This is a genomic window from Streptomyces sp. NRRL WC-3618, from assembly GCF_001280005.1.
Lineage (GTDB): Bacteria > Actinomycetota > Actinomycetes > Streptomycetales > Streptomycetaceae > Streptomyces.
This window is the reverse complement of record NZ_LGDW01000455.1, coordinates 57,721-80,529: the sequence shown is the minus strand read 5'-3', so window position 1 is coordinate 80,529 and position 22,809 is coordinate 57,721. Positions and strand designations below refer to the sequence as shown.

At 71.5% G+C, this 22,809-nt stretch carries 23 protein-coding genes; 15 read left to right on the top strand and 8 right to left on the bottom strand.

What is annotated here, in order from left to right:
* Positions 1–329: 329 nt before the first annotated feature.
* Positions 330–2,747: a hypothetical protein gene (locus ADL01_RS31945; protein WP_053745507.1), complete on the top strand. Its 2,418-nt coding sequence runs from the start codon at positions 330–332 to the stop codon at positions 2,745–2,747.
* On the opposite strand, the gene ADL01_RS31940 is transcribed toward ADL01_RS31945, so the two are convergent.
* The 4 genes from ADL01_RS31940 to ADL01_RS31925 all read right to left on the bottom strand — a co-directional run bounded on the left by ADL01_RS31940 (position 2,717) and on the right by ADL01_RS31925 (position 7,325).
* Positions 2,717–5,137: a right-handed parallel beta-helix repeat-containing protein gene (locus ADL01_RS31940; protein WP_053745506.1), complete on the bottom strand. Its 2,421-nt coding sequence runs from the start codon at positions 5,135–5,137 to the stop codon at positions 2,717–2,719. The genes ADL01_RS31945 and ADL01_RS31940 overlap by 31 nt on opposite strands.
* A gap of 117 nt (positions 5,138–5,254) precedes the next feature.
* Positions 5,255–5,860: a hypothetical protein gene (locus tag ADL01_RS31935; RefSeq protein ID WP_053745505.1), complete on the bottom strand. Its 606-nt coding sequence runs from the start codon at positions 5,858–5,860 to the stop codon at positions 5,255–5,257.
* 154 nt (positions 5,861–6,014) lie between these two features.
* Positions 6,015–6,839: an MOSC domain-containing protein gene (locus ADL01_RS31930; protein WP_053745504.1), complete on the bottom strand. Its 825-nt coding sequence runs from the start codon at positions 6,837–6,839 to the stop codon at positions 6,015–6,017.
* Positions 6,840–6,881: 42 nt separating this feature from the next.
* Complete coding sequence (locus ADL01_RS31925; RefSeq protein WP_053745503.1) at positions 6,882–7,325, bottom strand: DUF6643 family protein; 444 nt, start codon at positions 7,323–7,325, stop codon at positions 6,882–6,884.
* Positions 7,326–7,588: 263 nt separating this feature from the next.
* Here ADL01_RS31925 and ADL01_RS31920 point away from each other — a divergent pair, with 263 nt between their 5' ends.
* A complete protein-coding gene (locus ADL01_RS31920) occupies positions 7,589–8,878 on the top strand; it encodes a TerD family protein (RefSeq protein WP_053745502.1) in 1,290 nt (429 codons plus the stop codon).
* Positions 8,879–8,888: 10 nt separating this feature from the next.
* On the opposite strand, the gene ADL01_RS31915 is transcribed toward ADL01_RS31920, so the two are convergent.
* Positions 8,889–10,055: a glycosyltransferase gene (locus ADL01_RS31915; RefSeq protein WP_053745501.1), complete on the bottom strand. Its 1,167-nt coding sequence runs from the start codon at positions 10,053–10,055 to the stop codon at positions 8,889–8,891.
* Positions 10,056–10,125: 70 nt separating this feature from the next.
* On the opposite strand from ADL01_RS31915, the gene ADL01_RS31910 reads away from it, so the two are divergent.
* The 5 genes from ADL01_RS31910 to ADL01_RS31895 all read left to right on the top strand — a co-directional run bounded on the left by ADL01_RS31910 (position 10,126) and on the right by ADL01_RS31895 (position 14,237).
* Positions 10,126–10,911: a glutamate racemase gene (locus tag ADL01_RS31910; RefSeq protein ID WP_053745500.1), complete on the top strand. Its 786-nt coding sequence runs from the start codon at positions 10,126–10,128 to the stop codon at positions 10,909–10,911.
* 85 nt (positions 10,912–10,996) lie between these two features.
* On the top strand, positions 10,997–11,563 hold the full coding sequence (locus ADL01_RS31905) for a hypothetical protein (protein WP_053745540.1): 567 nt from the start codon (positions 10,997–10,999) through the stop codon (positions 11,561–11,563).
* Positions 11,564–11,793: 230 nt separating this feature from the next.
* Entirely contained in the window at positions 11,794–11,934 is a 141-nt protein-coding gene (locus tag ADL01_RS44965; RefSeq protein ID WP_159049700.1) for a hypothetical protein, read from the top strand.
* A gap of 131 nt (positions 11,935–12,065) precedes the next feature.
* Complete coding sequence (gene lnt / locus ADL01_RS31900) at positions 12,066–13,676, top strand: apolipoprotein N-acyltransferase (protein ID WP_053745499.1); 1,611 nt, start codon at positions 12,066–12,068, stop codon at positions 13,674–13,676.
* Positions 13,677–13,742: 66 nt separating this feature from the next.
* Positions 13,743–14,237, top strand: a complete 495-nt coding sequence (locus tag ADL01_RS31895; RefSeq protein ID WP_053745498.1) for an NUDIX hydrolase — start codon at positions 13,743–13,745, stop codon at positions 14,235–14,237.
* Between the two features lie 113 nt (positions 14,238–14,350).
* On the opposite strand, the gene ADL01_RS31890 is transcribed toward ADL01_RS31895, so the two are convergent.
* Together ADL01_RS31890 and ADL01_RS44960 are read right to left on the bottom strand one after the other, a co-directional pair.
* Positions 14,351–15,616, bottom strand: coding sequence for an alpha-L-fucosidase (locus tag ADL01_RS31890; protein WP_053745497.1), 1,266 nt, complete (start codon positions 15,614–15,616; stop codon positions 14,351–14,353).
* Between the two features lie 65 nt (positions 15,617–15,681).
* Positions 15,682–15,858: a hypothetical protein gene (locus ADL01_RS44960; RefSeq protein WP_159049699.1), complete on the bottom strand. Its 177-nt coding sequence runs from the start codon at positions 15,856–15,858 to the stop codon at positions 15,682–15,684.
* Between ADL01_RS44960 and ADL01_RS31885 the strand changes: the two genes are divergently transcribed.
* On the top strand, positions 15,857–16,267 hold the full coding sequence (locus ADL01_RS31885) for an SseB family protein (protein WP_053745496.1): 411 nt from the start codon (positions 15,857–15,859) through the stop codon (positions 16,265–16,267). The genes ADL01_RS44960 and ADL01_RS31885 overlap by 2 nt on opposite strands.
* 73 nt (positions 16,268–16,340) lie before the next feature.
* Here ADL01_RS31885 and ADL01_RS31880 read toward each other — a convergent pair whose 3' ends face one another.
* The gene (locus ADL01_RS31880) at positions 16,341–16,748 is read right to left on the bottom strand and encodes a MarR family winged helix-turn-helix transcriptional regulator (protein WP_053745495.1); all 408 of its coding nucleotides are present in this window, start codon (positions 16,746–16,748) and stop codon (positions 16,341–16,343) included.
* Between the two features lie 285 nt (positions 16,749–17,033).
* Between ADL01_RS31880 and ADL01_RS31875 the strand changes: the two genes are divergently transcribed.
* From ADL01_RS31875 to ADL01_RS31845, 7 genes are all read left to right on the top strand, one after another.
* The gene (locus ADL01_RS31875) at positions 17,034–17,321 is read left to right on the top strand and encodes a helix-turn-helix domain-containing protein (protein WP_053745494.1); all 288 of its coding nucleotides are present in this window, start codon (positions 17,034–17,036) and stop codon (positions 17,319–17,321) included.
* A 295-nt stretch (positions 17,322–17,616) separates the two neighbouring features.
* Positions 17,617–18,075, top strand: a complete 459-nt coding sequence (crcB, locus tag ADL01_RS31870; RefSeq protein WP_053745493.1) for a fluoride efflux transporter CrcB — start codon at positions 17,617–17,619, stop codon at positions 18,073–18,075.
* On the top strand, positions 18,072–18,455 hold the full coding sequence (locus tag ADL01_RS31865) for a DUF190 domain-containing protein (RefSeq protein ID WP_053745492.1): 384 nt from the start codon (positions 18,072–18,074) through the stop codon (positions 18,453–18,455). Before crcB (ADL01_RS31870) ends, ADL01_RS31865 begins: the two co-directional genes overlap by 4 nt.
* On the top strand, positions 18,452–18,808 hold the full coding sequence (gene crcB, locus ADL01_RS31860) for a fluoride efflux transporter CrcB (RefSeq protein WP_053745491.1): 357 nt from the start codon (positions 18,452–18,454) through the stop codon (positions 18,806–18,808). Before ADL01_RS31865 ends, crcB (ADL01_RS31860) begins: the two co-directional genes overlap by 4 nt.
* Before the next feature lie 101 nt (positions 18,809–18,909).
* Positions 18,910–19,743, top strand: coding sequence for an undecaprenyl-diphosphate phosphatase (locus ADL01_RS31855; protein WP_053745490.1), 834 nt, complete (start codon positions 18,910–18,912; stop codon positions 19,741–19,743).
* 833 nt (positions 19,744–20,576) lie between these two features.
* Positions 20,577–21,266 carry a FadR/GntR family transcriptional regulator gene (locus tag ADL01_RS31850; RefSeq protein WP_053745539.1) on the top strand — a complete coding sequence of 230 codons (690 nt, stop codon included), beginning with the start codon at positions 20,577–20,579 and terminating at the stop codon, positions 21,264–21,266.
* Positions 21,263–22,759, top strand: coding sequence for an amino acid permease (locus tag ADL01_RS31845; protein ID WP_053745489.1), 1,497 nt, complete (start codon positions 21,263–21,265; stop codon positions 22,757–22,759). Before ADL01_RS31850 ends, ADL01_RS31845 begins: the two co-directional genes overlap by 4 nt.
* Positions 22,760–22,809: the final 50 nt, after the last annotated feature.

Genomic DNA, 22,809 nt, shown 5'->3' with positions numbered 1-22,809 from the left:
CCCCACCAACTCCGACACGTCCCGCACACCCGCTGCGAACCTGCTGCGAACCCGCTCCGACAAGGACTTTCCTCCTGCTATCGGCCCGGCGGACGTCCCATACTCGCATGGGCCGGTACTCGTCGCGCCACTGCCCGTAACGACGCGAACATGCCACTCTGACAACACGGACTCCTTGCTCGTCACACGGATCGGGGAGATTCCGTGACGAGAGGTGTACGGAGTCCAGCGGGCGGAGATCATCCTGTCCCGCCCGGCAGCGATTTCGCACACGACACAGGCCGCCGGCGCGGCACGGGGGAAGCACGGACAACGGGGAAGTGCGAACAGTGGAACAAGCGCGGGAACACGTCTTGAAGACCGGGGCGAACGGCGTGGCCGAGTCGCCCGAAGAAACCTCACCCGAAGAAACCGAGCGGACCGGAGCCGAGGCGGCCACCGACATCGCTCTGGAATTACTCGTCCACGGGGTGGGCGGCGCCACACCCGAGAAGATGCTCAACGATCCGCGGACCGTCCGCATCAGCGGCGACGACACGGCCGCCGTCTTCCGGCGCGTGGACGACGTCGACGCGGAGGACCGGCCCGCCGATCCGAACGGCGCACCGGTGCGCGAGGCGTACGTCTGGTGCAACCTCACCTCCGGCAACGGCACGCGCGCCCTGTGGCTGTTGCTGCTGCCGTTCATGGTGGTCAACCTCGCCCACTGGATGCGCCCCACCGCCCGCGACCGGCAGCGCACGGTCCGTTTCTACGGCCTCCTGGTGCGTCTCGCCGGCCTGACCCTCACCGTCCTCCTGGTCGCCGCCGCCTGCGAGGTCGCCCTCGACCTCACGGCCTGGCAGTGCGCGGGCACCCGCGCGTGTGCCGACGCCCACTCGTGGCTCGGTTTCCTCTCCCCGACCGTGTCGGGCGGCGGCTGGTGGAGTGCTCCGGGCCGCCGCCTCGCCCTGGCCGCCGTGGTGCCCGCCATCCTCACCGGCCTGCTGTGGTTCCTGTCCCGCCGCACCTGGCGGGCCTACGAGTCCCAGCGGCCGATGACCCACGCCCCCGAGGCCGCCGACGACAACGTCCGCACGGCGCTCGGGCGGCCCGGGTTCTGGTACGGACGGCGACTGGTCGCCCGGCTGCGCGCCGCGCACACCGCGGCCGGCCTGCTGACGGTCGCCGCCGCCCTGGGCTCCGCCGCCGCCCGCCACGACCGTGAGCCCGGCGGTCCCGCGACCCTGGCGACCCTGGCCGGACTCCTGTACGTCGCGCTGATCGGCGGGGCCGTCGCCGTGGTGTGGGTGGTGTGCCGCAGAGGGCGCAGCGAGAGACGCATAGACCAGGCACTGGACGCCGGGCTCGTCCGCCTCCTCCCGGGCGGCGCGCTCGCCCTGCTGCTCCTGACGGCCGTGTACGCCGGCTGGTCCCGGCCCGGGTGGACATCGGCGGGGCGGCTGCCGGGCGACACGACCTTCGGCGCGCTCGCCCTCCTCCAGGGCGTCATCGTCGTCCTCCTGGCGGTCGTCGCCCACCTGCTGTACCGCGCCCACCCCGACCCGCGCGCCGCCATGCGCGGCCTCGGAGGCCCCGCCGTCGCGATGCTCGCCTGCGCGCTGGGCGGTGTGATGTCCGGCGGCGTGTCCCAGCGCGTCGCCGACTGGCTGGACGGCACCGGCGGCACCATCGACGGCCCACCCGTCCTGCTGACCTGGCAGGCATCCGTGATCCCGGCCGTCCTCCTGGTCGTCCTGGGACTGATCGGCTGGCTGGCCCGGCGCACCCTGCAACTGCGCCGAGGCGAACTGGACGCCGTGGAGCAGGACTACGACGACGGTTCCGGAGCGCCCATGGACGCCGTGCGCACCCGCCGGATCGCCAGCATGCGCGCGATGGCCGCCCTCACCGACCGGGCGCCCCGCATCGTCGGCATCACCTCCACGGTGACACTGCTCCTGGGCGCCACCGCGCTCGCCGGAGCACAGATCACGCACGACACCCCCGCAGAGGCCTCGCACTCCTCGTACGCGTTCGTCCAAGGCGCCGCCGACACCTCCCAGGCTCTCGGCTCCTGGCTGATCGGAGTCGGCTTCCTGCTGTTCGTCACCTGGGGGCGGCGCGCCTACAAGGACCCGGCGGCGCGGCGCACCATCGGGATCCTGTGGGACGTCGGCACCTTCTGGCCGCGTGCCTCCCACCCCTTCGCGCCGCCCTGCTACGCCGAGCGTGCCGTGCCCGACCTGACCTGGCGGATGGCCACCTGGACCGAGGCCACCGGCGGCCGCCTGGTCATCTCCGGCCACTCCCAGGGCAGCGTCCTCGCGGCAGCCGCCGCCTGGCAGCTGAAGCCGTCCGTGCGCGGACGCGTCGGGCTGCTGACGTACGGCTCACCGCTGGAGCGCCTGTACGGGCGCTGGTTCCCGGCCCACTTCGGCCCCGCCGCGCTCACCTCGCTGCACCACGACGTGGCCTGCTGGCGCAACCTGTACCGGCTCACCGACCCCATCGGCGGCCCCGTACACCTGCCCGGCGACTGCGGCCCCGAAGTGGACCGCGCACCGCTGAAGGACCCGCTCGCCTACGGCAGGGACAAGAAGCATCCGCTGCCCTCGCCGATCCTCGGCCACTCCGACTACCAGGCCGATCCGGCCTTCGCCGAGGAACGCGAAGAGCTGCTGGCCCGGCTGCGGCCCCGCGAGGCGGTGCCCGGGCAGCGGCCCGGGGCCGGGCCTCAGGGCAGCTCGGGCAAGTCCTCCGGGTAGAGCAGGGTCAGGTCGTCGGTGCTCGGCTCGGCGTGCTGGGCGACCCGGCCCGCGTGCCGCTCGACCATCGCCTCGAAGGTCTGCCGCGCCGTACGGCCGTTGCCGAACGTCGCCCCCTTGGGGATCGCCTCGAAGTACTTCAGCAGGGCTTCGGAGGAGCCGGGGCCGAGCCGGTACTCGTGCTCCTCCGCCTGCTGTTCCACGATCCGCAGCAGTTCCTCGGGGCCGTAGTCACCGAAGGTGATGGTCCGCGAGAAACGGGAGGCGACCCCGGGATTGACCGAAAGGAAGCGCTCCATCTCGGCCGTGTAGCCCGCGACGATCACCACCACGGCCTCACGGTGGTCCTCCATCAGCTTCACCAGCGTGTCGATGGCCTCCTTGCCGAAGTCACGGCCGGAGTCCTCCGGGGACAGGGCGTACGCCTCGTCGATGAACAGCACACCGCCGCGCGCCCGGTCGAAGGCCTCCTGGGTGCGGATCGCCGTGGAACCGATGTGCTCGCCGACCAGGTCCACCCGGGACACCTCGACGAGATGCCCCTTCTCCAGGACGCCGAGCGCCGCCAGGATCTCGCCGTAGAGCCGGGCGACCGTAGTCTTGCCGGTACCGGGGGAGCCCGTGAAGACCAGATGGCGTCGTGCGGAGGCCGCTTTGAGGCCCGCCTGCTGCCGGCGCCGGCCGACCTCGATCATGTCGGTGAGGGCCCGCACCTCGCGCTTGACGCTCTCCAGGCCCACCAGTGCGTCGAGTTCACCGAGGACGTCCTTGGGGGACCGGGCGGCCACCTCCGGCTCAGGCTCGGTGATGCGCTGGTCCGGGACCGAGCCCAGCAGCCCCGGCGACTGAGCCACCATCGTCTGTACGGCCGTCTCCGGCACCGGGGACGGCCGCAGCGCCCCGCTCTCGTCGCTGGTGCAGTCCTCGACGACCGGCCCGCCGCCGGAGGCCGTGCCGGAGCCGCCGTCGGCGAACTCGTAGCCCCCACGCGCGCATCGCTCCGTACGGCACTTCGTCAGCGTCGCTCGGCAGCCGTCTATCACATGGAAGCCGTAGCCCTCACTGCCCGTCACCCGGCACTGCAGGAAGCTGCCCCGGCCGCCCGCGGACACATAGAAACCCGCCTCGGTGGGGGAGTCGACCGTGCAGCGCTCGATGGTGGGATCGGCGCCCTTGGTGACGATCACGCCGGTCTGGGTGCCGACCACCGTGCAGCCGTTGAGCGTGCCTCCGCTGCCGTGGTCGCGGAACCAGGCGCCCGTCGCCGCGTCCCGGATCCTGCAGTCGTCGAGCTGCGCCGTCGCGCCGTCACTGACCGACACAGCCGTGTTGCGCACCTGCGAGAGGTCACTGTCGATGACGTCCGCGCGAGAGCCCCGGTCGAGTACGAACAGCGCGTCCGGCACGTCGTGCACCCGGCAGGACTCGAGAACCGCCGTGGCGCCGTCGCTGATCCACACCGCCGGGTAGTCGCCGGTGCTGTCGAAGATCTCGCACTGGTTGGCGTCCACCCGGGTGCCCGGGTCCCACACCGACAGCCCGTTGCGCCCGAACTGACGCACCGTCGTACGGGTCAGCGTGAGGACCGAGCGGGACCGCAGATCGACCGCGTTCTCCGGGATGTCGTGGATACGGCAGTCGGCGAGCGTCAGTACGGCGTCGGTGTCGAGCGTCACGCCGTCCGCGGACGTACGGTGCACATCGCAGTCGGTGAGGAAGGCGGTGGCCCGGCCGGTGACCTGGACGCCGCTGCCCTTGGCCTCGTAGACCTCGCAACCGACCGCCTCCAGCGCCGAGTTCGCGCCCGAGACCGACAGCCCGACGCCCGAGGTGTGGTGTACCCGGCAGCGCTCCAGACGCGGATGACCACCGTCGCGCACGGTCACCCCCGCCTGGCCGGCCGAGACGACCTCGCACTCCTCGAACACCCCGCCCGCGTCGTCCAGTACGGCGATGCCTGCGCCCGCGGGGTTGTCGACCGTGCAGCGCCGCACCGTCGGGCGCGCGCCGCCGCGCACCTCGATGCCGGCGGCGGACCGCGTGACGATCCGCACGTCCAGCAGTTCCGGGGTGCCCTCCTCGACGAGCACGGCGGCCGCGGTCGAGTCCTGGCCCTCCACATGCAGGTCCTGGACCACCGCGGAGGCACGCACCGTCAGGGGCACGCCGTCGACGGGCGCGATGCGCACCGAGCCGGGGGAGCCCTCCGGGCCGCGCAGCGTCACCGCCCGCTCGACGACGAGGTTCTCCCGGTAGGTGCCGGGGGCGACGGTGAGGACGTCGCCGTCCGCCGCGGCCTCCAGGGCGGCGGCGAGCGACGCGTACTCACCCGTGCGGCGCCGCCACCTCGATGTACCGGTGTGCGTCACCTGGACCGTGCCCTGTGCCATGGCGCTGCTGTGCCCCCACCTCGTGGAACGCGGGAAGTCGCGGAAGGTGCCGAACGATGTCGGCCGGTCCACCGTAGCGTGCGCGGGCACGGTGGGTTGACCAGAGCGGGAACGCGGTCAACTGCCGGTCCCCGTCCGGCCCCAGTCGGGTCCGGCCCGCTCCCAGGCCTGGTCCCAGCGGGCGTACCGGCGACGGACCATGCGCCAGACGATCAGGCGCCGGCCGCCCTCGGCGAACCCGGCCGACAGAGCGGTCGCGCCGAAACCGGCGAGAACCGCGTGCGCCGTCGCGGTGGCGGTGTCCAGCGGGCGGGCGGCTATTCGCCCCTGCCCGTCCGTCCACAGGCCGAAGTGGTCGCCGGGATGCGGGGACTTGAGGCTCGCCATGACCGTGCCGTGCTGCGACGTGCCGTCCGGTCCCGTCCAGTCGGCCTGCACGCGGCTTCTGGCCTCCCGCGCGGAGGCCGACTCGGGGTCGGGTTCCAGCGGGGAGCGGGCGAGCTTCCTGACCACGGTGGCTGTCACGAGATGGCGGGCCTCGCGCTGGTTCCGTACGGCCTGTTGCAGCGCGTCCTGGGCGGCGCCGCCGACCAGGACGCCGATGAGGGGTGCCGCGAGCAGGATCAGCAGCAGGGCCGCGAGCGCCACCCAGGCCTCCGCCAGGTCGGTCGCGCGACACAGCGGATTGTGCCGCCAGCGCCAGAGTCCGCCGATCGCCCGCACAGCCCGCACCCCCCTCCCCGGTCCGTGACAACGCTCTCACCGGCCGTCACATGGACTTCTCACCAACCCAACGGCCGGGCCACGTGCCGGTGTTCCCGCCCACGGGACCAATCGGAAGGTCACGGCCGAAGGCGCGGCCGAAGACCATGTCCGCCTATTCGAGGATCTTGAGCGGATCGCCGACGCTGATCGTGCCGGGAGTCTCGGGCACGAGGTTCTGGCCGAAGATCAACTGGTTGCCGAAGCGGCGATGACGTCCGAGCGTGCGCAGCGGTTCCTTCCCGCGTTCGGAGGTCTCCTGGTCGGTGGTGGTCACCACGCACCGCCCGCACATCTTGGCGACCCGGAAGGAGACCTCGCCGATGGCGATCCGGGACCAGCCGTCCTCGGCCCAGGCGGTCGTCCCCGAGACCACCACGTTGGGCCGGAAGCGGTTCATCGGCAGCGGGCCCTCCTGAGGGTGGTCCCCTTGCGCGATCAGTGAATTGAGGGCGTCGAGCGACGCGAGAGTGGTGATCAGCAGCGGGAACTCGTCGGCGAAGCTCACCGTCTCGCCGGGCAGCGCGAACTCCGGGTCGACCGCGCGGCGCGTGCCCGGATCGTCCATGTGCACGAGACGGACGTCCTCGCCCAGATACCCGCCGCACCAGTCGTGCGCGTCGTCACCCGCGAGCACCGCCTCCACCTTGGTGCCGAAGATGTCCACCGTCGTCGTGTCCGTCACCTCCGGGACGGGCACGGTCAGTGGCGCGCGACCGGGCGCGGACAGTCGGATCCCGCCCCCGGGCAGCAGCTCGGCGGCGGCCTGCGCGAGGCGCGGCTGCTGGCGTTGTGTGACGACCTTTCCCCCGGCGTCTGTCAGAACCCAGCGCCGGTCTCCGGCCAGCCCCCAGGGCTCCACCACGGCTTGCCGGGGCGACTGGCCCCGGAACGCCTTGACCGGATGAACATGTATCGAGTGCAGTTCCGCATTCCCCATACCGCCATCGTGCCAGCAGGCACTGACATTCCGGGAGTGGGATCAGTACCCGCGGTACTGCTGCTGCTGGTTGTTGTACGGGTCCTGGTACTGCGGCTGCGCGGGTCGCGGAGCCGCAGGACGCATCGCCTCGTAGCCGGTGGCCACCGGCGCCGGACGCTGCTGCTGCATCGGCTGGCCGCCGCCCGGGTAACCACGAGGCGGTACCTGCTGCGGGATGTACGCCGCCGGCGCCTGCTGCAGCGGCGAGGGCTGCTGCGCCTGCGGGTAGCCGTAGGAGGGGGCCTGCTGGGACGGGCCGGCCGGCAGCGCGGGGAGCGCCGAGGGCAGCGCGGGCAGGTTGCTGCCGCCTGTGTCGTACGCGGCGGGGACCCGGATCGGGGCGATCTGAGGGGTGCCCCGCTCGGCGACGAGCGAGTCGTAGATCGGAGTGTCCGGGAAGGCGGAGTAGTAGCCGCCGCCGTAGGTGGAGCGGGGGGAGGTCATGGCACATAAGTTAAGCCCACGATGAGCTGGTTGGGGAGACCGATAAGAAGGTTGTTTTCCGTGTCGGCAGTGACGTGGGACCCCCAATGTGAGCGAACATGCCAAAAAGGGGCACCTGGTCATGCCGAGATCAGGTAAAGGCCTGGTTCCGGGCGGGTTACCGACGGGTCGCCCCGCGTTCGACAGGGGAGTTCAGCAGGCGTTCACGGGCCCGGGAGATAGGTTGTGACGCGAGGCCAGCAGAGATGGGGGCAGCCATGTCAATGCCTAAGGGATCCAACGCTCCGGTGCCCACGACGGCACTCCGGGTCGAACTGGGCTGGCGCTCCGGTGCCGGAGTGCCCGACGCGGATGCCTCCGCGCTGCTGCTGGTGGCCGGAAAGGTCCGTTCGGACAGCGACTTCGTCTTCTACAACCAGCCCGTGCACGCCTCGGACGCGGTCCGGCACGAGGCCAAGCGGGACGAGGGCGGCCGGGTGACGGACACCCTTCTCGTCGACCTCGCGCGCGTGGAGCCGGCGGTCGAGACCGTCGTCCTCGCGGCCTCCGCCGACGGAGGAACGTTCGGGCAGGTCCCCGACCTGTACATCGAGGTCCGTGACGCGGTGCGGGACACGGTGGTCGCCCGCTTCGACAACGCCGGCGCAACCGTCGAAACCGCGTTCGTGCTCGGCGAGTTCTACCGTCGGCAGGGCGCCTGGAAGTTCCGGGCGGTCGGGCAGGGCTACAGCAGCGGGCTGGCCGGCCTGGCCACGGACTTCGGCATCACCGTGGACGAGCCCCAGCACACGCCCGCCCCGCAGGCCGCACCGCCCACCCCGCCGCCCGTCGCACCTCCGGCGACCGTGCCCCCGGCGCCCGCACGACCCGTGTCCGTACCCCCGCCCGCACCTCCGGCCGCTCCCGCGACGCCGGTACGCCTGACCAAGGTGACGCTCACCAAACAGGCCCCGTCCGTCTCGCTCACCAAGCAGGGCGGCACCTCGGGCGCCCTGCGCGTCAACCTCAACTGGCAGGTGCACAAGCAGTTCTCGGGGTGGGGCAGCAAACTCGGCCGCGCCGTCGCCCAGCACTCCGATCTCGACCTCGACCTGTGCGCCCTCTACGAACTCTCCGACGGCAGCAAGGGCGTCGTACAGTCCCTCGGCAACGCCTTCGGGGCGCTGCACCAGCCGCCGTACATCCACCTCGACGGCGACGACCGCACCGGGGCCGTGTCGAGCGGTGAGAACCTCACCGTCAACCTGGACCGCACGCAGGCCTTCCGGCGCATCCTCATCTTCGTGACCATCTACGCGGGGGCACGCTCCTTCGCCGACCTGCACGCCACGGTCACGCTGACCCCGGCGAACGGAGCACCGGTCGACTTCTCGCTCGACGAGTGCACGGTGCCCTCCACGGTGTGCGCGCTCGCCCTGATCACCAACACCGGCGGCGACCTGATCGTCCAGCGGGAGGCCCGCTATCTCGTGTCCGAGCGCGGGGTGAGCCCGCAGCGGACCGTCGACCGCGCCTACGGCTGGGGCATGAACTGGACCCCCGGCCGTAAGTGACGCCCGCGGATCAGCTCTCCTCGGCAGCGGTTTCCGGACGGGCGTACGTCCGCCCCTTCCAGGCGGCGCCGCGCCCCTGGTAGTGCTGCACCGCCGAATCGACCGTCATGAGGAGATAGAGGAACGCGGTGAACGGCAGCAGCGGCGCGAGCCACAGCCGCTGCCCGTAGTAGCGCAGCATCGGGGCGTACGTCCCCGCCATCACCAGCCACGCGAGGCCGCCGCACACCGCCGCCGGGGTCGTCCCGGTGGCGAGCCCGGCGAGCAGCGCGAACGGCGGCACCAGATAGACCAGGGTGAGGCCGAGCACCGTACCGAGCAGGAGGGGCGGGCTGTGGCGCAACTGCGCGTACGCGCTGCGCGAGACCATCCGCCACAGGTCGTGCAGCCGCGGGTAGGGCCGCACGCTGTCCACGCGTTCGGCGAGCCCCAGCCAGATGTGGCCACCGCCGCCCTTGACCGCCCGCGCGAGTGCCACGTCGTCGATGACGGCGTGGCGGATGGCGTCCGGGATCCGGGCCCGGTCGGCGGTCTCGGTGCGCAGCAGCACGCACCCGCCCGCGGCAGCGGCCGTCCGCGTCCCTTTCCTGCCGATCCGGCGGAAGGGATAGAGCTGTGCGAAGAAGTACACGAAGGCGGGCACGACGAGCCGCTCCCAGACGCTCTCCACCCGCAGCCGGGCCATCAGCGACACGGCGTCGTATCCGCCGCCCCGGGCGGCCGCCACCAGCTCCCGCAGGCTGTCGGGCGCGTGGGCGATGTCCGCGTCCGTCAGCAGCAGGTATTCGGGTCCACGCGCGCGTGCCAGACCGATGCCGTGGCGTACGGCCCACAGCTTGCCCGTCCAGCCCGCCGGTGGTTCGCCGGGCGAGTCCACGGTCAGTGGCAGCCCACCGTGGCGCCGCGCCAAGTCCCGGGCCAGCTCCGCGGTGCCGTCCGAGCTGCCGTCGTCGACCAGGAAGACCTCGGCCCGCCCCGGATAGTCCTGGGCGAGCAGCGACGGCAGGCTCGAGGGCAGTACGGCCGCCTCGTCGCGCGCCGGTACGACGACACAGACGGAGGGCCAGGAGTGCGGCTCCCGGTCGTAGGACGGCAGTCTGATGTCCGTACGCCAGAAGAAGCCCTGGCACAGCAGCAGCCACAGCCAGGCGGCGAGTGATCCGGCGGCGATCCACACAACGGCGCTCACCTGCCGCAGTCTGCCCCACCCCGGAGGGCCGTAGGGGGACGCCGTTTATAGTGACCGGGTGAAGATCGCGCTGATGGACTCCGGAATCGGACTTCTGCCCGCGGCCGTGGCGGTACGGCGATTGCGGCCGGACGCGGATCTCGTACTCTCCCTGGACCCCGCGGGAATGCCGTGGGGCCCGCGCACCACGCAGGATCTCACCGAGCGCGCCCTGACTGTCGCCGAGGCCGCCGCCGCGCAGCGGCCCGACGCGCTGATCGTCGGCTGCAACACCGCGACCGTGCACGCCCTGACCGCCCTGCGAGCCCGCTTCGAACCGGAGCTGCCGGTCATCGGTACGGTCCCGGCCATCAAGCCCGCCGCCGCGGGAGGTGGGCCGATCGCGATCTGGGCGACCCCCGCCACCACCGGAAGCGCCTACCAGCATGGCCTCATCCGGAACTTCGCCGAGGGCGTCGCGGTCACCGAGGTGCCCTGCTGGGGACTGGCCGAAGCCGTCGAGCACGCGGACGAGACGGCGATCGACGCCGCCGTCGCCGCCGCTGCCGCCCTCACCCCCGACGAGGTAACGACCGTCGTCCTGGGCTGCACCCATTACGAACTCGTCGCCGAGCGCATCCGCGCGGCCGTTCAGCGGCCCGGCCGCGCGCCGCTCGTCCTGCACGGCTCGGCCGGCGCGGTGGCCGCTCAGACGCTCCGCAGGATCGGCGCGCAGGCCGCACCCGAGGCCTCGCCGGAAGGCACTGTCACCGCACTGCTGAACGGCATCGTGGGTCCGCTGCCCGCGCCCGCGCTCGCCTACGCGGAAGGCCGTCTGCTGCGGGCGGCGGCTCCGGTCCGCTGACGGGCGGCCTGGAAGACGGCCGGGCGGAGTAGTCACGCTCAGCGACCCGGTGCCCGCGCAGCGGATCCTGAGTAGTCTCATCGACATGAGGGACCACCCCCACAACGGACCCGACGGGCGCGTCGGGTCCGACGAATCCGTGCCGACCGAGATCTGGACCGGGCGGGCGACCAATCGTGCCCAGTGGCTGCTGGCGCTCGGTGGCTGCGCCTTCATGGCGCTCGGTATCGAACTGGCAGTCGACTCGGCGTGGACGTCCGGCTCCGCACCGCTCGTCATGGCCGTCGTGGGCTGCATCGCGGCCGGACTGCTCGTCCTCTTCGGCACCATCGCGTTCGTGCACGTCGCCGTGAAGGTCGACAAGGACACCCTCGAGGTGCGCTGCGGCCACATCGGTCTGCCGCGCCGCCGCATTCCGCTGTCCCAGATCGTCGGCGCCGAGTTCGTGGCCAGGGTCACCCCGCGCCAGTGGGGCGGCTGGGGGTATCGCTGGCGCCCCCACCAGGGCACCGCGGTCGTCGTCCGCCGCGGTGAGGGCGTGGTGCTGAGCCTCGGGGACGGGCACACGTTCACGATCACGGTGGACAACGCGGAGGCCGCCGTACGGGTGATCAGGGCCCGGCTGCGGGGCGTGACCGGGGCCGCGCACTGACACCCGAGCCACTCTCGCGGCGACTCACCGGTGTTGCCGCTGCTCCCGCAGGCGAGGTGTCGCCGCAGCGCGTGCGGGGCGGCTACCGCCAGGCTCAGCCCGGCCAGCGCCGCCGTACAGGGGGCGGCGACGGGCAGTAGCGCTCTGCAGAACCGTCCGGCGCGTAGCCGGCGGCCACCGTGCGCACCGACAGGAGCACGCCCTCGGGGCGGCCGCCTTGTCTGGCGGCCGTGATCAGCGACCAGGTGGCGCAGGCGCCCAGCACGACGACGCCCGCCGCGTCCAAAACGTTTCGTCTCTCGCTGGCCGACGGCGCGTCCGTCGCCGACGTCATCCCCGTGGATCCCGACCCGTCGCCCACCGACCTGTGACGGGCCTCCGACCGCGCGGGGCGGTGTGGACGAGTCGCGCAGAAACGGTGCCGCGGACGGGGTGAGCGAGCCCACAGGTGTGGGACGGACCGTGCTGTCGGCGTCCGCCGCAGGCGCCGTACACTCCCGGAGTGACCGCCACCGCTCCTTCCACAGCCGAGCCGGACCAGCTCGAACCGCAGCTCGCGCCCGCTTCACGCCGCGCGCCGCTGCTGCGCCTCTGGCCGGCCGCCGTCGCCGCGCTCGCCGGAGTGCTCCTGTACGTCAGCTTCCCGCCGCGCACCCTGTCGTGGCTCGCGCTGCTCGCCTTCGCGCTCCTCGGCTGGGTGCTGCGCGGCCGGTCCTGGAAGGCGGCACTCGGTCTCGGCTATCTGTTCGGCCTCGGTTTTCTGCTGCCGCTGCTCGTGTGGACCGGGGTGGAGGTCGGCTCCGGGCCCTGGCTGGCGCTGGTCGCCGTCGAGGCGGTCTTCGTCGCGCTGGTCGGCGTGGGCATCACCGCCGTGTCGAAGCTGCCCGGGTGGCCGCTGTGGGCGGCGGCCGTGTGGATCGCGGGCGAGGCGGCACGCGCGCGTGTGCCCTTCCGCGGCTTCCCCTGGGGCAAGATCGCCTTCGGCCAGGCGGACGGCGTCTTCCTGCCGCTCGCCGCGCTGGGCGGCACTCCGGTACTCGGCTTCGGGGTCGTCCTGTGCGGCTTCGGCCTGTACGAGGCTGTCCGGCAGGTGCTCGAATGGCGCCGTACCGGCGCCGTACCCCGCGCTGCGGCGGTCGTCGCCGCGCTGAGCGTGGCCGTACCCGTGGTGGGCGCCCTGGCCGCGCGGACGCTCGTGAGCGACAAGGCCGAGGACGGCACCGCGACCGTCGCCCTCATCCAGGGCAACGTGCCCCGCGCGGGCCTCGACTTCAACGCCCAGCGGCGGGCCGTGCTCGACTACCACGCGCGTGAGACCCAGCGCCTGGCCGCCCAGGTCAAGGCCGGCAAGATGCCACAGCCAGACTTCGTGCTGTGGCCGGAGAACTCCTCCGACGTCGACCCGTTCGAATACCCCGACGCCGCCGCCGTCATCGAGGGCGCGGCCAAGGCGATCGGTGTGCCCATCTCGGTCGGCGGGGTGGTCCACCGGGACGGCAGGCTCTACAACGAGCAGATCCTGTGGGACCCGGCGAAGGGCCCGACCGAGACGTACGACAAGCGGCAGGTCCAGCCCTTCGGTGAGTACCTTCCGCTGCGCTCGGTGCTCGCACACATCAACAAGAACTGGACCACCATGGTCCGCCAGGACTTCAGCCGGGGCAGCAAGCCGGGAGTATTCACCATGGACGGCGCCAAGGTCGGCCTCGCCACCTGCTACGAGGCCGCCTTCGACTGGGCCGTACGTGACACCGTCACCCACGGTGCCCAGATGATCTCCGTGCCGAGCAACAACGCCACCTTCGACCGCAGCGAGATGACCTACCAGCAGCTCGCGATGTCCCGTATCCGCGCGGTCGAGCACAGCCGGACCGTCACGGTGCCGGTGACCAGCGGCGTCAGCGCGATCATCATGCCGGACGGGAGGATCACCCAGAAGACCCGGATGTTCGTGGCTGACTCCCTCGTCCAGAAGGTGCCGCTGCGTTCCTCGAAGACGCCCGCCACCGAGCTCGGCATCCTGCCCGAGATGCTCCTCGTCCTGGTCGCCGCCGGCGGTCTCGGCTGGGCGATCGGCGCCGGGATGCGCGGGCGGCGCGCCGGTGGCGTGTAGCCGTACGCCGGACGCACGCCCCCGTGATCAACAAGGGTGACAGGACCGGCCCGTTAGTGTCGGGGCATGGCTACTCCTGACTTCATCAGCGCTCTGCGTGCCTCCGCCGGCCGCCAGTTGCTCTGGCTTCCCGGTGTCACCGCCCTCGTCTTCGACGACGAGGGCAGAGTGCTTCTGGGCCGGCGCACCGACACCCGCAAGTGGTCGGTGGTCGGCGGCATCCCGGACCCGGGCGAGCAGCCGGCCGCGTGCGCGGTGCGGGAGGTCTACGAGGAGACGGCGGTCCAGTGCGTGCCCGAACGGGTCGTGCTCGTCCAGGCCCTGGACCCGGTGACGTACGAGAACGGTGACGTCTGCCAGTACATGGACATCACCTTCCGCTGCCGGGCCGTCGGCGGGGAGGCCCGGGTCAACGACGACGAGTCCCTGGACGTCGGCTGGTTCGAGGTGGACGCGCTGCCGGAACTGAACGAGTTCGCGCTGTTCCGCATCAAGCAGGCGATGTCCGAGGCCGAGTCGCCCACCTGGTTCGACACCACGGGTCTCGCCAGTTTCGAGTGAGCCGGACGGAGACAGCACGGTGAACGGCCCGCCGGACATTCCGGCGGGCCGTCCCGCACTCAGGGTTCCTGGGCATGCTGTTGGCCGCGGGCCGGCGCGGACGCGTCCGCATGTCAGTCGCGGCCCGTGCCCCGGTACAGGTCCAGCTCGCCGTCGAGTTCCACGGCCAGGACGGTCGCGTACTCGTCGAGGTCGGCCGCCCCGGGCGCGTCGATCCAGGTCACGCCCGGCACCTCGTCCAGGCCGCCGGTGACGTGGTGGCCCAGCTCGGTGCCCGTGCCCACGACCGAGACGCGTCGTACCGCGTTGCGCAGGCCCCGGATCGACACGGCCTCGCGGGGCGCGTCGAAGCAGGTCAGGTACAGGGTGCGCCGGTCGGCGGAGAGCGTGCTCGGCCCGTAGTGGTGCCCGGCGGGCAGCCCCGCGACCGTGCCGTACACGGCGCCGGCGTGCTTGATGACCCAGGCGCCGAGCCCCTCCAGGCGCTCGACCTGCTCCGCGGGAATCGTGCCGTCCTCCATGGGGCCGACGTCGAGCAGCAGGTTGCCGCCCATGCCGATGGTCTCCGTGAAGTAACGCACCAGCTGACGGACCGACTTGAAGTGGCGGTCCTCGGCCCGGAAGCCCCACGAGTCGTTGATCGTGAGGCACAGCTCCCACGGGCCGTACGGGGCGATCAGCGGAACGCCCTGCTCAGGGGTGGCGTAGTCGCCATAACTGAGCATGCGGGCGTTGAGGATGGTGTCCGGGTTGCCCGCGAGGATCAGCTCGGACAGCTCCCGCATCCGCCACTGCTCCTCGGTGCGCTCCCACTCACCGTCGAACCAGAGGATGTCGGGGTGGAAGCGCTCGACCAACTCGCTCACCTGGCCGTCGCGGTAGGCGAGATAGCGTGCCCACACCTCGGGGTCCTGCTCGCCGGGGCGGGCGTGGGAGTAGTCGTTGGGCTCGACGACGAACGGGCCGGGATGGCGCTCGCTCGGGTAGTCGGGGTGGTTCCAGTCGGAGTGCGAGTAGTAGAGGCCGACCTTCAGGTTCTGTTCGCGCAGGGCGTCGACGAAGCCGGTGACCAGGTCGCGGCCGGCCGGGGTGTCGCGGACCACGTCCAGATTGCGGTGGTCGGTGTTCCACAGGGCCACGCCGTCGTGGTGCCTGGCAGTGAGGACGGCGTACTGGGCGCCGACGCGGGCGAACAGTTCCGCCCAGGCCTGCGGGTCGTAGCGCGAGGCGGTGAAACCGTCGAGCTGTTTCATGTACTCCTCGTGCGTGGACTCGCCTGTGTAGAACGACCACGACTCGGCCAAGCCGTCCACGGCGTAGATGCCGTAGTGGATGAAGATGCCCAGCTTGGCGTCGGGGAACCAGGGTTGCATCGGCATGGGCTCACGCTAAGCACGGGCCTTGGACGCGCGCGTGGGCGCGGGTCACCACTACTGGTCCGTTTTCACCAGAGGACCGTGAAGGACCGGACGGTCACCGTGAGCGCCGCCGTCACTTCGGGCATCGTCGTCCCGGGCCAGGCATGGCCGCGCCCCGGCCGGGTATGCGCCTTGGCACCATGCCCGGGGCCGACCGTGTCCCGGGCGGCCCGTACGACCGCTGCTACCAGGGGACCCGCCATGGAGACACCCGCACGCCAGCACACCGCCACACCGGCCCGACGGGCGCTCGACGCCCTGGCCGACAACACTCAGGATCCGGCCGCGTTGGACATCCTCGCCATGAGCGATGTGCTGGTCCCCGTACCGGACGACGTCAGTGACGTGGACGCCGGTGATCCCACGACGGTGGCGCTGCCCGTCATCGAGGAGCCGGACGGGCGGGAGGCCGTGCCCGTGTTCACATCGGAGCCCGAACTGGCCGAACTGCTGCCGTCCGTCTCCCGCTACCGTCTGATACCGCTGGGCGCACTCGCCGACCAGTGGCCCACCGGCGACCTCTCGCTCACCATCGACGCGGCCTCACCGCACGGGATGACGGTCACCTCGGAGGGCGTACGCACCCTGCTGGCCAGGCCGTTCCAGTACTGAGCCCGCCACCAAGCCCCGGCCAACGGCCGAGCGTCCCGCAGACGGCGCACCGGCAAACCTGACAGCGGAGCGGCTACTCGCCCAACGTCCGCGCGAGGGCGGCGCGTTGAAGGGGCAGAACCTCGGCGTGCAGCTCCCGGCCCCGCGCCGTCAGAGCGACCCGCACCCCCCGCCGGTCCTCCACACACATGCTGCGCTCCACCAGCCCGTCCTTCTCCAGCCGGCCGATGAGCCGCGACAGCGCACTCTGGCTGAGATGGACCCGGCCGGCGATGTCCTGCACCCGGCACTGATCGGCCTGGCCGCAGTCGTCCGTCGCGGCGACCGCATCGGAGACGAGGACGTCGAGGACCTCGAAGTCACTGGCGCCCAGGCCGTGCGGATGGAGCGCGCGGTCGATCTCGCACATCGTGCGCGCATGAGCCGCCAGGATGTCCCGCCACTGGTCCGCCAGCTCTGTACCGGGCTTGTTCGCTGCCATGCACCCCATGTTAATGCGTATGCATGAAAACCGACGGGATCGGGGCGGGGGCGCTCCCCGCGATGACGTGGTTCAGCCACCGCTGAGCCCGAAGCGACACATGCCCTGCCGCCCGTGGGGGAGCGGCCGGGCCCCTGTGCGCCGGGATGCAAGGGCTTGCTCGATCGCGCGTACGCGGCAGTAGGGGGTCGACCTCGGCCAAGAGGTGCGAAGCCCCGGACGCGGCGGCCTCAACTGCGGGACATTGGGGAACACGGCACGCGGGAGCCGGGACGAGGAGGCGCGATGCTGAAGAGGCCCGTAGGCGGGCAACGCCTGGAGATCCTGGAGTGGCTGAAGGACCCGGCCGCGCACTTCCCGCGCCAACGGCACGGCGATCCGGTCGAGGACGGCGTCACGGCGGCGGCCGTCGCCGCGAAACTGGGCGTTCGCCGCTCCGTCGCCCACACCCACCTGGGTCTGCTCGCGGGCATCGGCATGGTCCGGACGAAGAGGATCGGCTGGCGCACGTTCTACCGCCCCGACGAGGTTCGTATCGCCGAGGTGGCTCGCATGTTCGAGAAGGGGTGGTGATCGGCGAGGGCGCCCGCAGGCGACCGGGTGGGCCGGGTGGGTGGAGCATGCCGCAGGGCGGCGGGGGCCGGTCGCGCCCCCCCGGCGCCCGTTTCGGGCGCTCTGTCGCCCACCTGACCCGGGTGCGGCCCCCACGCCCCCGGCGTTAACCTGTTGACCGGCCGCGATCTCCGCTCGCGGCGCGGCGGTGGGGCCCGCCGTACCCGAACCGCGGCAAGGGCGCCGCCAACGGTCCCTACTTGCGCGAACAGGTGCGCCCGCACGTCCGGGCGCGGCGAGTAGGAGACGTACGACCATGACAGCCCCCGACACCACGACCGGGACCGTAGCCGCCCGGGCGCGCCCTTCCCTCCTGCACGGGCAGTCACCCGTCGTCGCGGTGGTCGCGATCGGCGGCGCGATCGGCGCCTCGGCCCGGTACGCGGCCTCCCTCGCGTGGCCCACCCAGGCCGGTGGTTTCCCCTGGGTCACCTTCTGGACCAACGTCGTCGGCTGTGCCGTGATCGGCGTGTTCATGGTGGTCATCACGGAGACGTGGGCCGCCCACCGCCTCGTCCGCCCCTTCTTCGGCACCGGTGTCCTCGGCGGGTTCACCACCTTCTCGACGTACGCGGTCGACATCCGGAAACTGGTCGACCACGGCCACCCCGGCACCGGCCTCGCCTACCTCGCCGCGACCCTGCTCGCGGCGCTCACCGCCGTGACACTCGCGGCGACCGCGACCCGCCGGACCCTGAAGCGGAGGCGACGATGACCAGGCTGACCGGCAGCGCCCTGCGCGTGACCGTCCTCATCGGCGAGCACGACACCTGGCACCACAGGCCGCTCTACTCGGAGATCGTCCACCGCGCCCGCGCGGCCGGCCTCGCGGGCGCGAGCGTCTTCCGGGGCATCGAGGGCTTCGGCGCGTCCTCCCTCATCCACACCTCGCGCCTGCTCTCCCTCAGCGAGGACCTGCCGGTCGCGATCGTCATCGTCGACACCGAGGAACACGTCCGGTCCTTCCTGCCGCAGCTCGACGAACTCGTCACCGAGGGACTGGTGATCCTCGACGACTGCGAGGTCATCAGACACGTCGGCCGGGCCGACGGGAAACCGGGCGAAACGGACGAGAAGGGTAAGAAGTCGTTGTGAACTGGCTGCTCGTGATCGCGGGCGGAATGGTCGGCGCACCCCTGCGCTACCTCACCGACAGGTTCGTCCAGTCCCGCCACGACACCGTCTTCCCCTGGGGCACCCTCGCCGTCAACGTCACCGGCTGCCTGATCCTCGGCCTGCTCACCGGCGCCGCCCCGGGCCCCAACCTCCAACTGCTCCTGGGTACGGGCCTGTGCGGCGCCCTGACCACGTACTCGACCTTCTCGTACGAGACCCTGCGGCTGGCCGAGGACGGCGCGGGACTCTTCGCTGTCGCCAACGTCATGGTGAGCGTGCTGGCCGGTCTCGGGGCGGCCTTCGCGGGCGTGTGGGTGGGCGGGGCGCTGTAGGCGCGGGCCCTCGGGCCTTACCGGTGTGTACTCGGGCCTGGTCGGTATGTAGTAGGACTGACTCCGCCGCTGCCCGTCCCTCTCCCGCAGAACTGGATTCCATGAGCGCCATCTCCGTCGGTCAGGCCGTCGTCCTCGGAGCCGTCGAGGGGGTGACCGAGTTCCTGCCGGTCTCCTCGACCGGCCACCTGAAGATCACCGAGGGGCTGATGCACATCCCCGTCGACGACAACGCCGTGGTCGGGTTCTCGGCCGTCATCCAGGTCGGCGCGATCGCCGCGGTGTTCGTGTACTTCTTCAAGGACATCGTCCGGATCGTCTCCGCCTGGGGGAGGGGTCTGAGGAACCGCGAGGAGCGTTACCACCACGACTACAAGTTCGCCTGGTGGGTCATCTACGCCACGATCCCGATCGTCGTCGTGGGCCTCGCCGCCAAGCCGCTGATCGAGGGCCCGCTGGCCTCGCTGTGGGTGGTCGCCGCCTCGCTGATCGTCGGAAGCGGCGTGATGTGGGCCGCGGACCAGATGGGCCGGCACAAGCGCGGCGAGGACGACACCAGCCTCAAGGACGCGATGCTGGTGGGCAGTTCACAGATCCTCGCTCTCCTCTTCCCCGGTTTCTCCCGCTCCGGCGCCACCATGTCGACGGCCCTGATCCTGGACCTCGACCGGGTCGCCGCCACCCGGCTCTCCTTCTTCCTGGGCATCCCCGCCCTGACCGGTGCGGGCCTGTACGAGCTGAAGGACGCGCTCGGCGCGGGAGTGGGGGTCGCGCCGCTGGCCGTCGGTACGGCGGTGTCCTTCGTCGTCGCCTACGGCTCCATCGCCTGGCTGCTGAAGTTCGTCGCCAAGCACTCCTTCAACGCCTTCGTGATCTACCGGATCATCGTGGGTGTGCTGCTCCTCGGGCTGCTGGGCACGGGCGTACTGAACTGAGCACTGGCGACTGGGCACTCAGGGCCAGACGGCACCGCTCGTACGTCCGGCCGGGAGCGCGGGGGCCGTGGCGAGCGTCCTCCCAGGGCCCCCATGCCCCGGTAGAGGTCTCGCACGGCCCTGCCGCCGTCAGCGGCACCGAGGCGGCACAGCGCCGGGCGGCGGCGTGCTCGGCGAACGGCGCGTGGCCCACGCCTGTCCGCGCCCGGCTCGCGCTGCCCACATCGCGTCGAGCCCGTGTTCGTCTCCGGCTGACGTCGGGGATGCGCCACGGGCGCGACGGCGCCCACAAGCCTCGTCGGCGGCCAGAGCCGAGCCAGGATTCGGGTGCCGCGGAAGTCCGTCAGTGCTGGGACGCCTGAGGTCCCGCTTCTCCGTAGGCGAAGACGGCACCGAATGCGTCGGGTCCGTCTACAGCGTCCGGCAGCGACACCCTTCGAGCGCAACCGGTCCCCGTCCTCGTCGGCCACCCAGGGCGCACGCCGAGCCGGTTCCGCAGGGTGGCGCCCCCGATGGTGGCCGGCTCCCTGGAACCGCAGGAACTGCGAGCCTGGCCGCCGACCCCATCCGCCGGGCCGGCGGCGAGAACGCCGTTGTGCGGTTGGTCAGGCCGTGTGCACGGAGCCTTCGACCCTGCGGCACGCCTCCCGGCTCCTACCGTCCCGGCAGGATCCCCACGGATTTCCCGCCGGGAAGAATCACCCCGTCCCTCGTGACGAGGTGATTCGCGGGTCGCGAACCCTTGACAGCCCCCTCTCGTCACCCGCAGGATCACCTCCGTGAACCTGTCAGACAGCCAGACAGGTGGCTCGGTGCCGCGGCGCGTCAGCGCGATGGAAGCGGTTCTCGGTCATCTGCGCAGCGCCATCGAGCGCGGAGACTACGCCGTGGGGGACAAGCTCCCCTCCGAGGCCGAGCTGTGCCGGCGCCTCGAGGTGAGCCGACCCGTGCTGCGGGAGGCCCTGCGGGCCCTGCAGACCATGGGCCTGACCGTCTCCCGGACCGGCAAGGGCACCTTCGTGGTGTCCAGCACCGTCGAGGACCCCACCTTCGGCGACTACGCGGCCAGCGACCTCCTCGAAGTGCGCCGGCACGTCGAGATCCCGGTCGCCGGCTACGCGGCCCTGCGACGGACACCCGAGGACCTCGACCACCTCGCGCACCTGCTGGACCGCATGGAGCACGAGACCGACACCACGGCGTGGGTCGCCATGGACTCCCTCTTCCATCTGGCCGTGGCGCAGGCCGCCCAGAACCCGGTGTTCCGCCGGGTGATCGAGGAGATCCGCGACGCGCTGGCCCGTCAGTCGGCCTTCCTCAACGAGCTGGGCGGCAGACGCGAGCAGTCCAACCGCGAGCACCGGGCGATCGTCGAGGCGCTGATCGACCGCAGCGAACACGACGCGGTGGCGGCCATGTCCCACCACCTCGACCGGGTCTCCACGACCCTCACCGACATCGTGCGCGCCGCGCACAAGGACACCCCCGCAGAAACATCCCCGGAAGGCGGACCCGAGGCGTGAGCGAGCAATTCCTGCAGGACGGTGCGGCACAGAAGAAGGCCGTACACGTGGACGCCGGTGACGCGGGCTACAGCAAGTCGCTGAAGTCCCGGCACGTCAACATGATCGCCATCGGCGGTGCCATCGGCACCGGCCTGTTCCTCGGCGCCGGCGGCCGGCTGGCCGACGCCGGCCCGTCCCTCTTCATCGCCTACGCGGTCTGCGGAATCTTCGCCTTCCTCGTCGTGCGGGCACTGGGCGAACTCGTCCTGTACCGGCCCTCGTCCGGCGCCTTCGTGTCGTACGCCCGTGAGTTCCTGGGCGAGAAGGGCGCGTACACCGCGGGCTGGATGTACTTCCTGAACTGGGCCACCACCGGCATCGCCGACATCACCGCGGTGGCCCTCTACACCCACTACTGGGGCCTGTTCTCCGACATCCCGCAGTGGGTGCTCGCGCTGATCGCCCTGGGGGTCGTCCTCACCGTGAACCTGATCTCGGTGCGGATGTTCGGTGAACTGGAGTTCTGGTTCGCCATCATCAAGGTCAGCGCCCTCGTCGTCTTCATGCTGATCGGCATCTTCCTGCTGGTCACCCAGCACCAGGTCGACGGCACCACCCCCGGCCCGTCCCTGATCACCGACAACGGCGGCATCTTCCCCAACGGCCTGCTGCCCATGCTGCTGATCATCCAGGGCGTCGTCTTCGCCTACGCCTCCGTCGAACTCGTCGGTGTCACGGCGGGCGAGACCGAGAACCCCGAGAAGATCATGCCGAAGGCGATCAACTCGATCATGTGGCGAGTGGGCGTCTTCTACGTCGGCTCGGTCATCCTCCTGTCGATGCTGCTGCCGTGGAACAAGTACACGTCGGGCGAGAGCCCCTTCGTGACCGTCCTGTCCAACATCGGCATCCCGGCGGCCGGCGGCGTGATGAACCTGGTCGTCCTCACGGCGGCCATGTCGTCCCTTAACTCTGGCCTGTACTCCACCGGCCGCATCCTCCGCTCCATGGCGATGTCCGGCTCCGCGCCGAAGTTCACCGGCAACATGAGCCGCAGCCAGGTCCCGTACGGCGGCATCCTGCTCACCAGCGGCTTCTGCGTCCTCGGCGTCGGCCTGAACTTCGTCGTCCCCGCCGACGCCTTCGAGATCGTGCTGAACTTCGCCGCGATCGGCATCCTCGCCACCTGGGGCATGATCATGGTCTGCCACCTGGTGTTCTGGCGGAAGACCGAGAACGGCGAGCTGACCCGCCCGAGCTACCGCCTCCCCGGCTCCCCGTGGACCGAGCTCGTGACGCTGGCCTTCCTCGCCTCCGTCCTCGTCCTGATGTACGCCGACGGCGGCGCCGGCCGCACCACCGTGCTGTGTCTCCCGCTGATCGCCGGGGCCCTGGTCGCGGGCTGGTACGCCGTCCGCGCCCAGGTGGCCCGCAAGTCCGCCGAAGCGGCCGGAGCCCTCGAATCCCCCGGATCCCCCGGATCGAACGGGTCGGCCGGAGCCGACGCGTGAACCACGCAGTGATGCAGGATGCAGTAATGCAGGAAGCAGTGCGCCCAGCC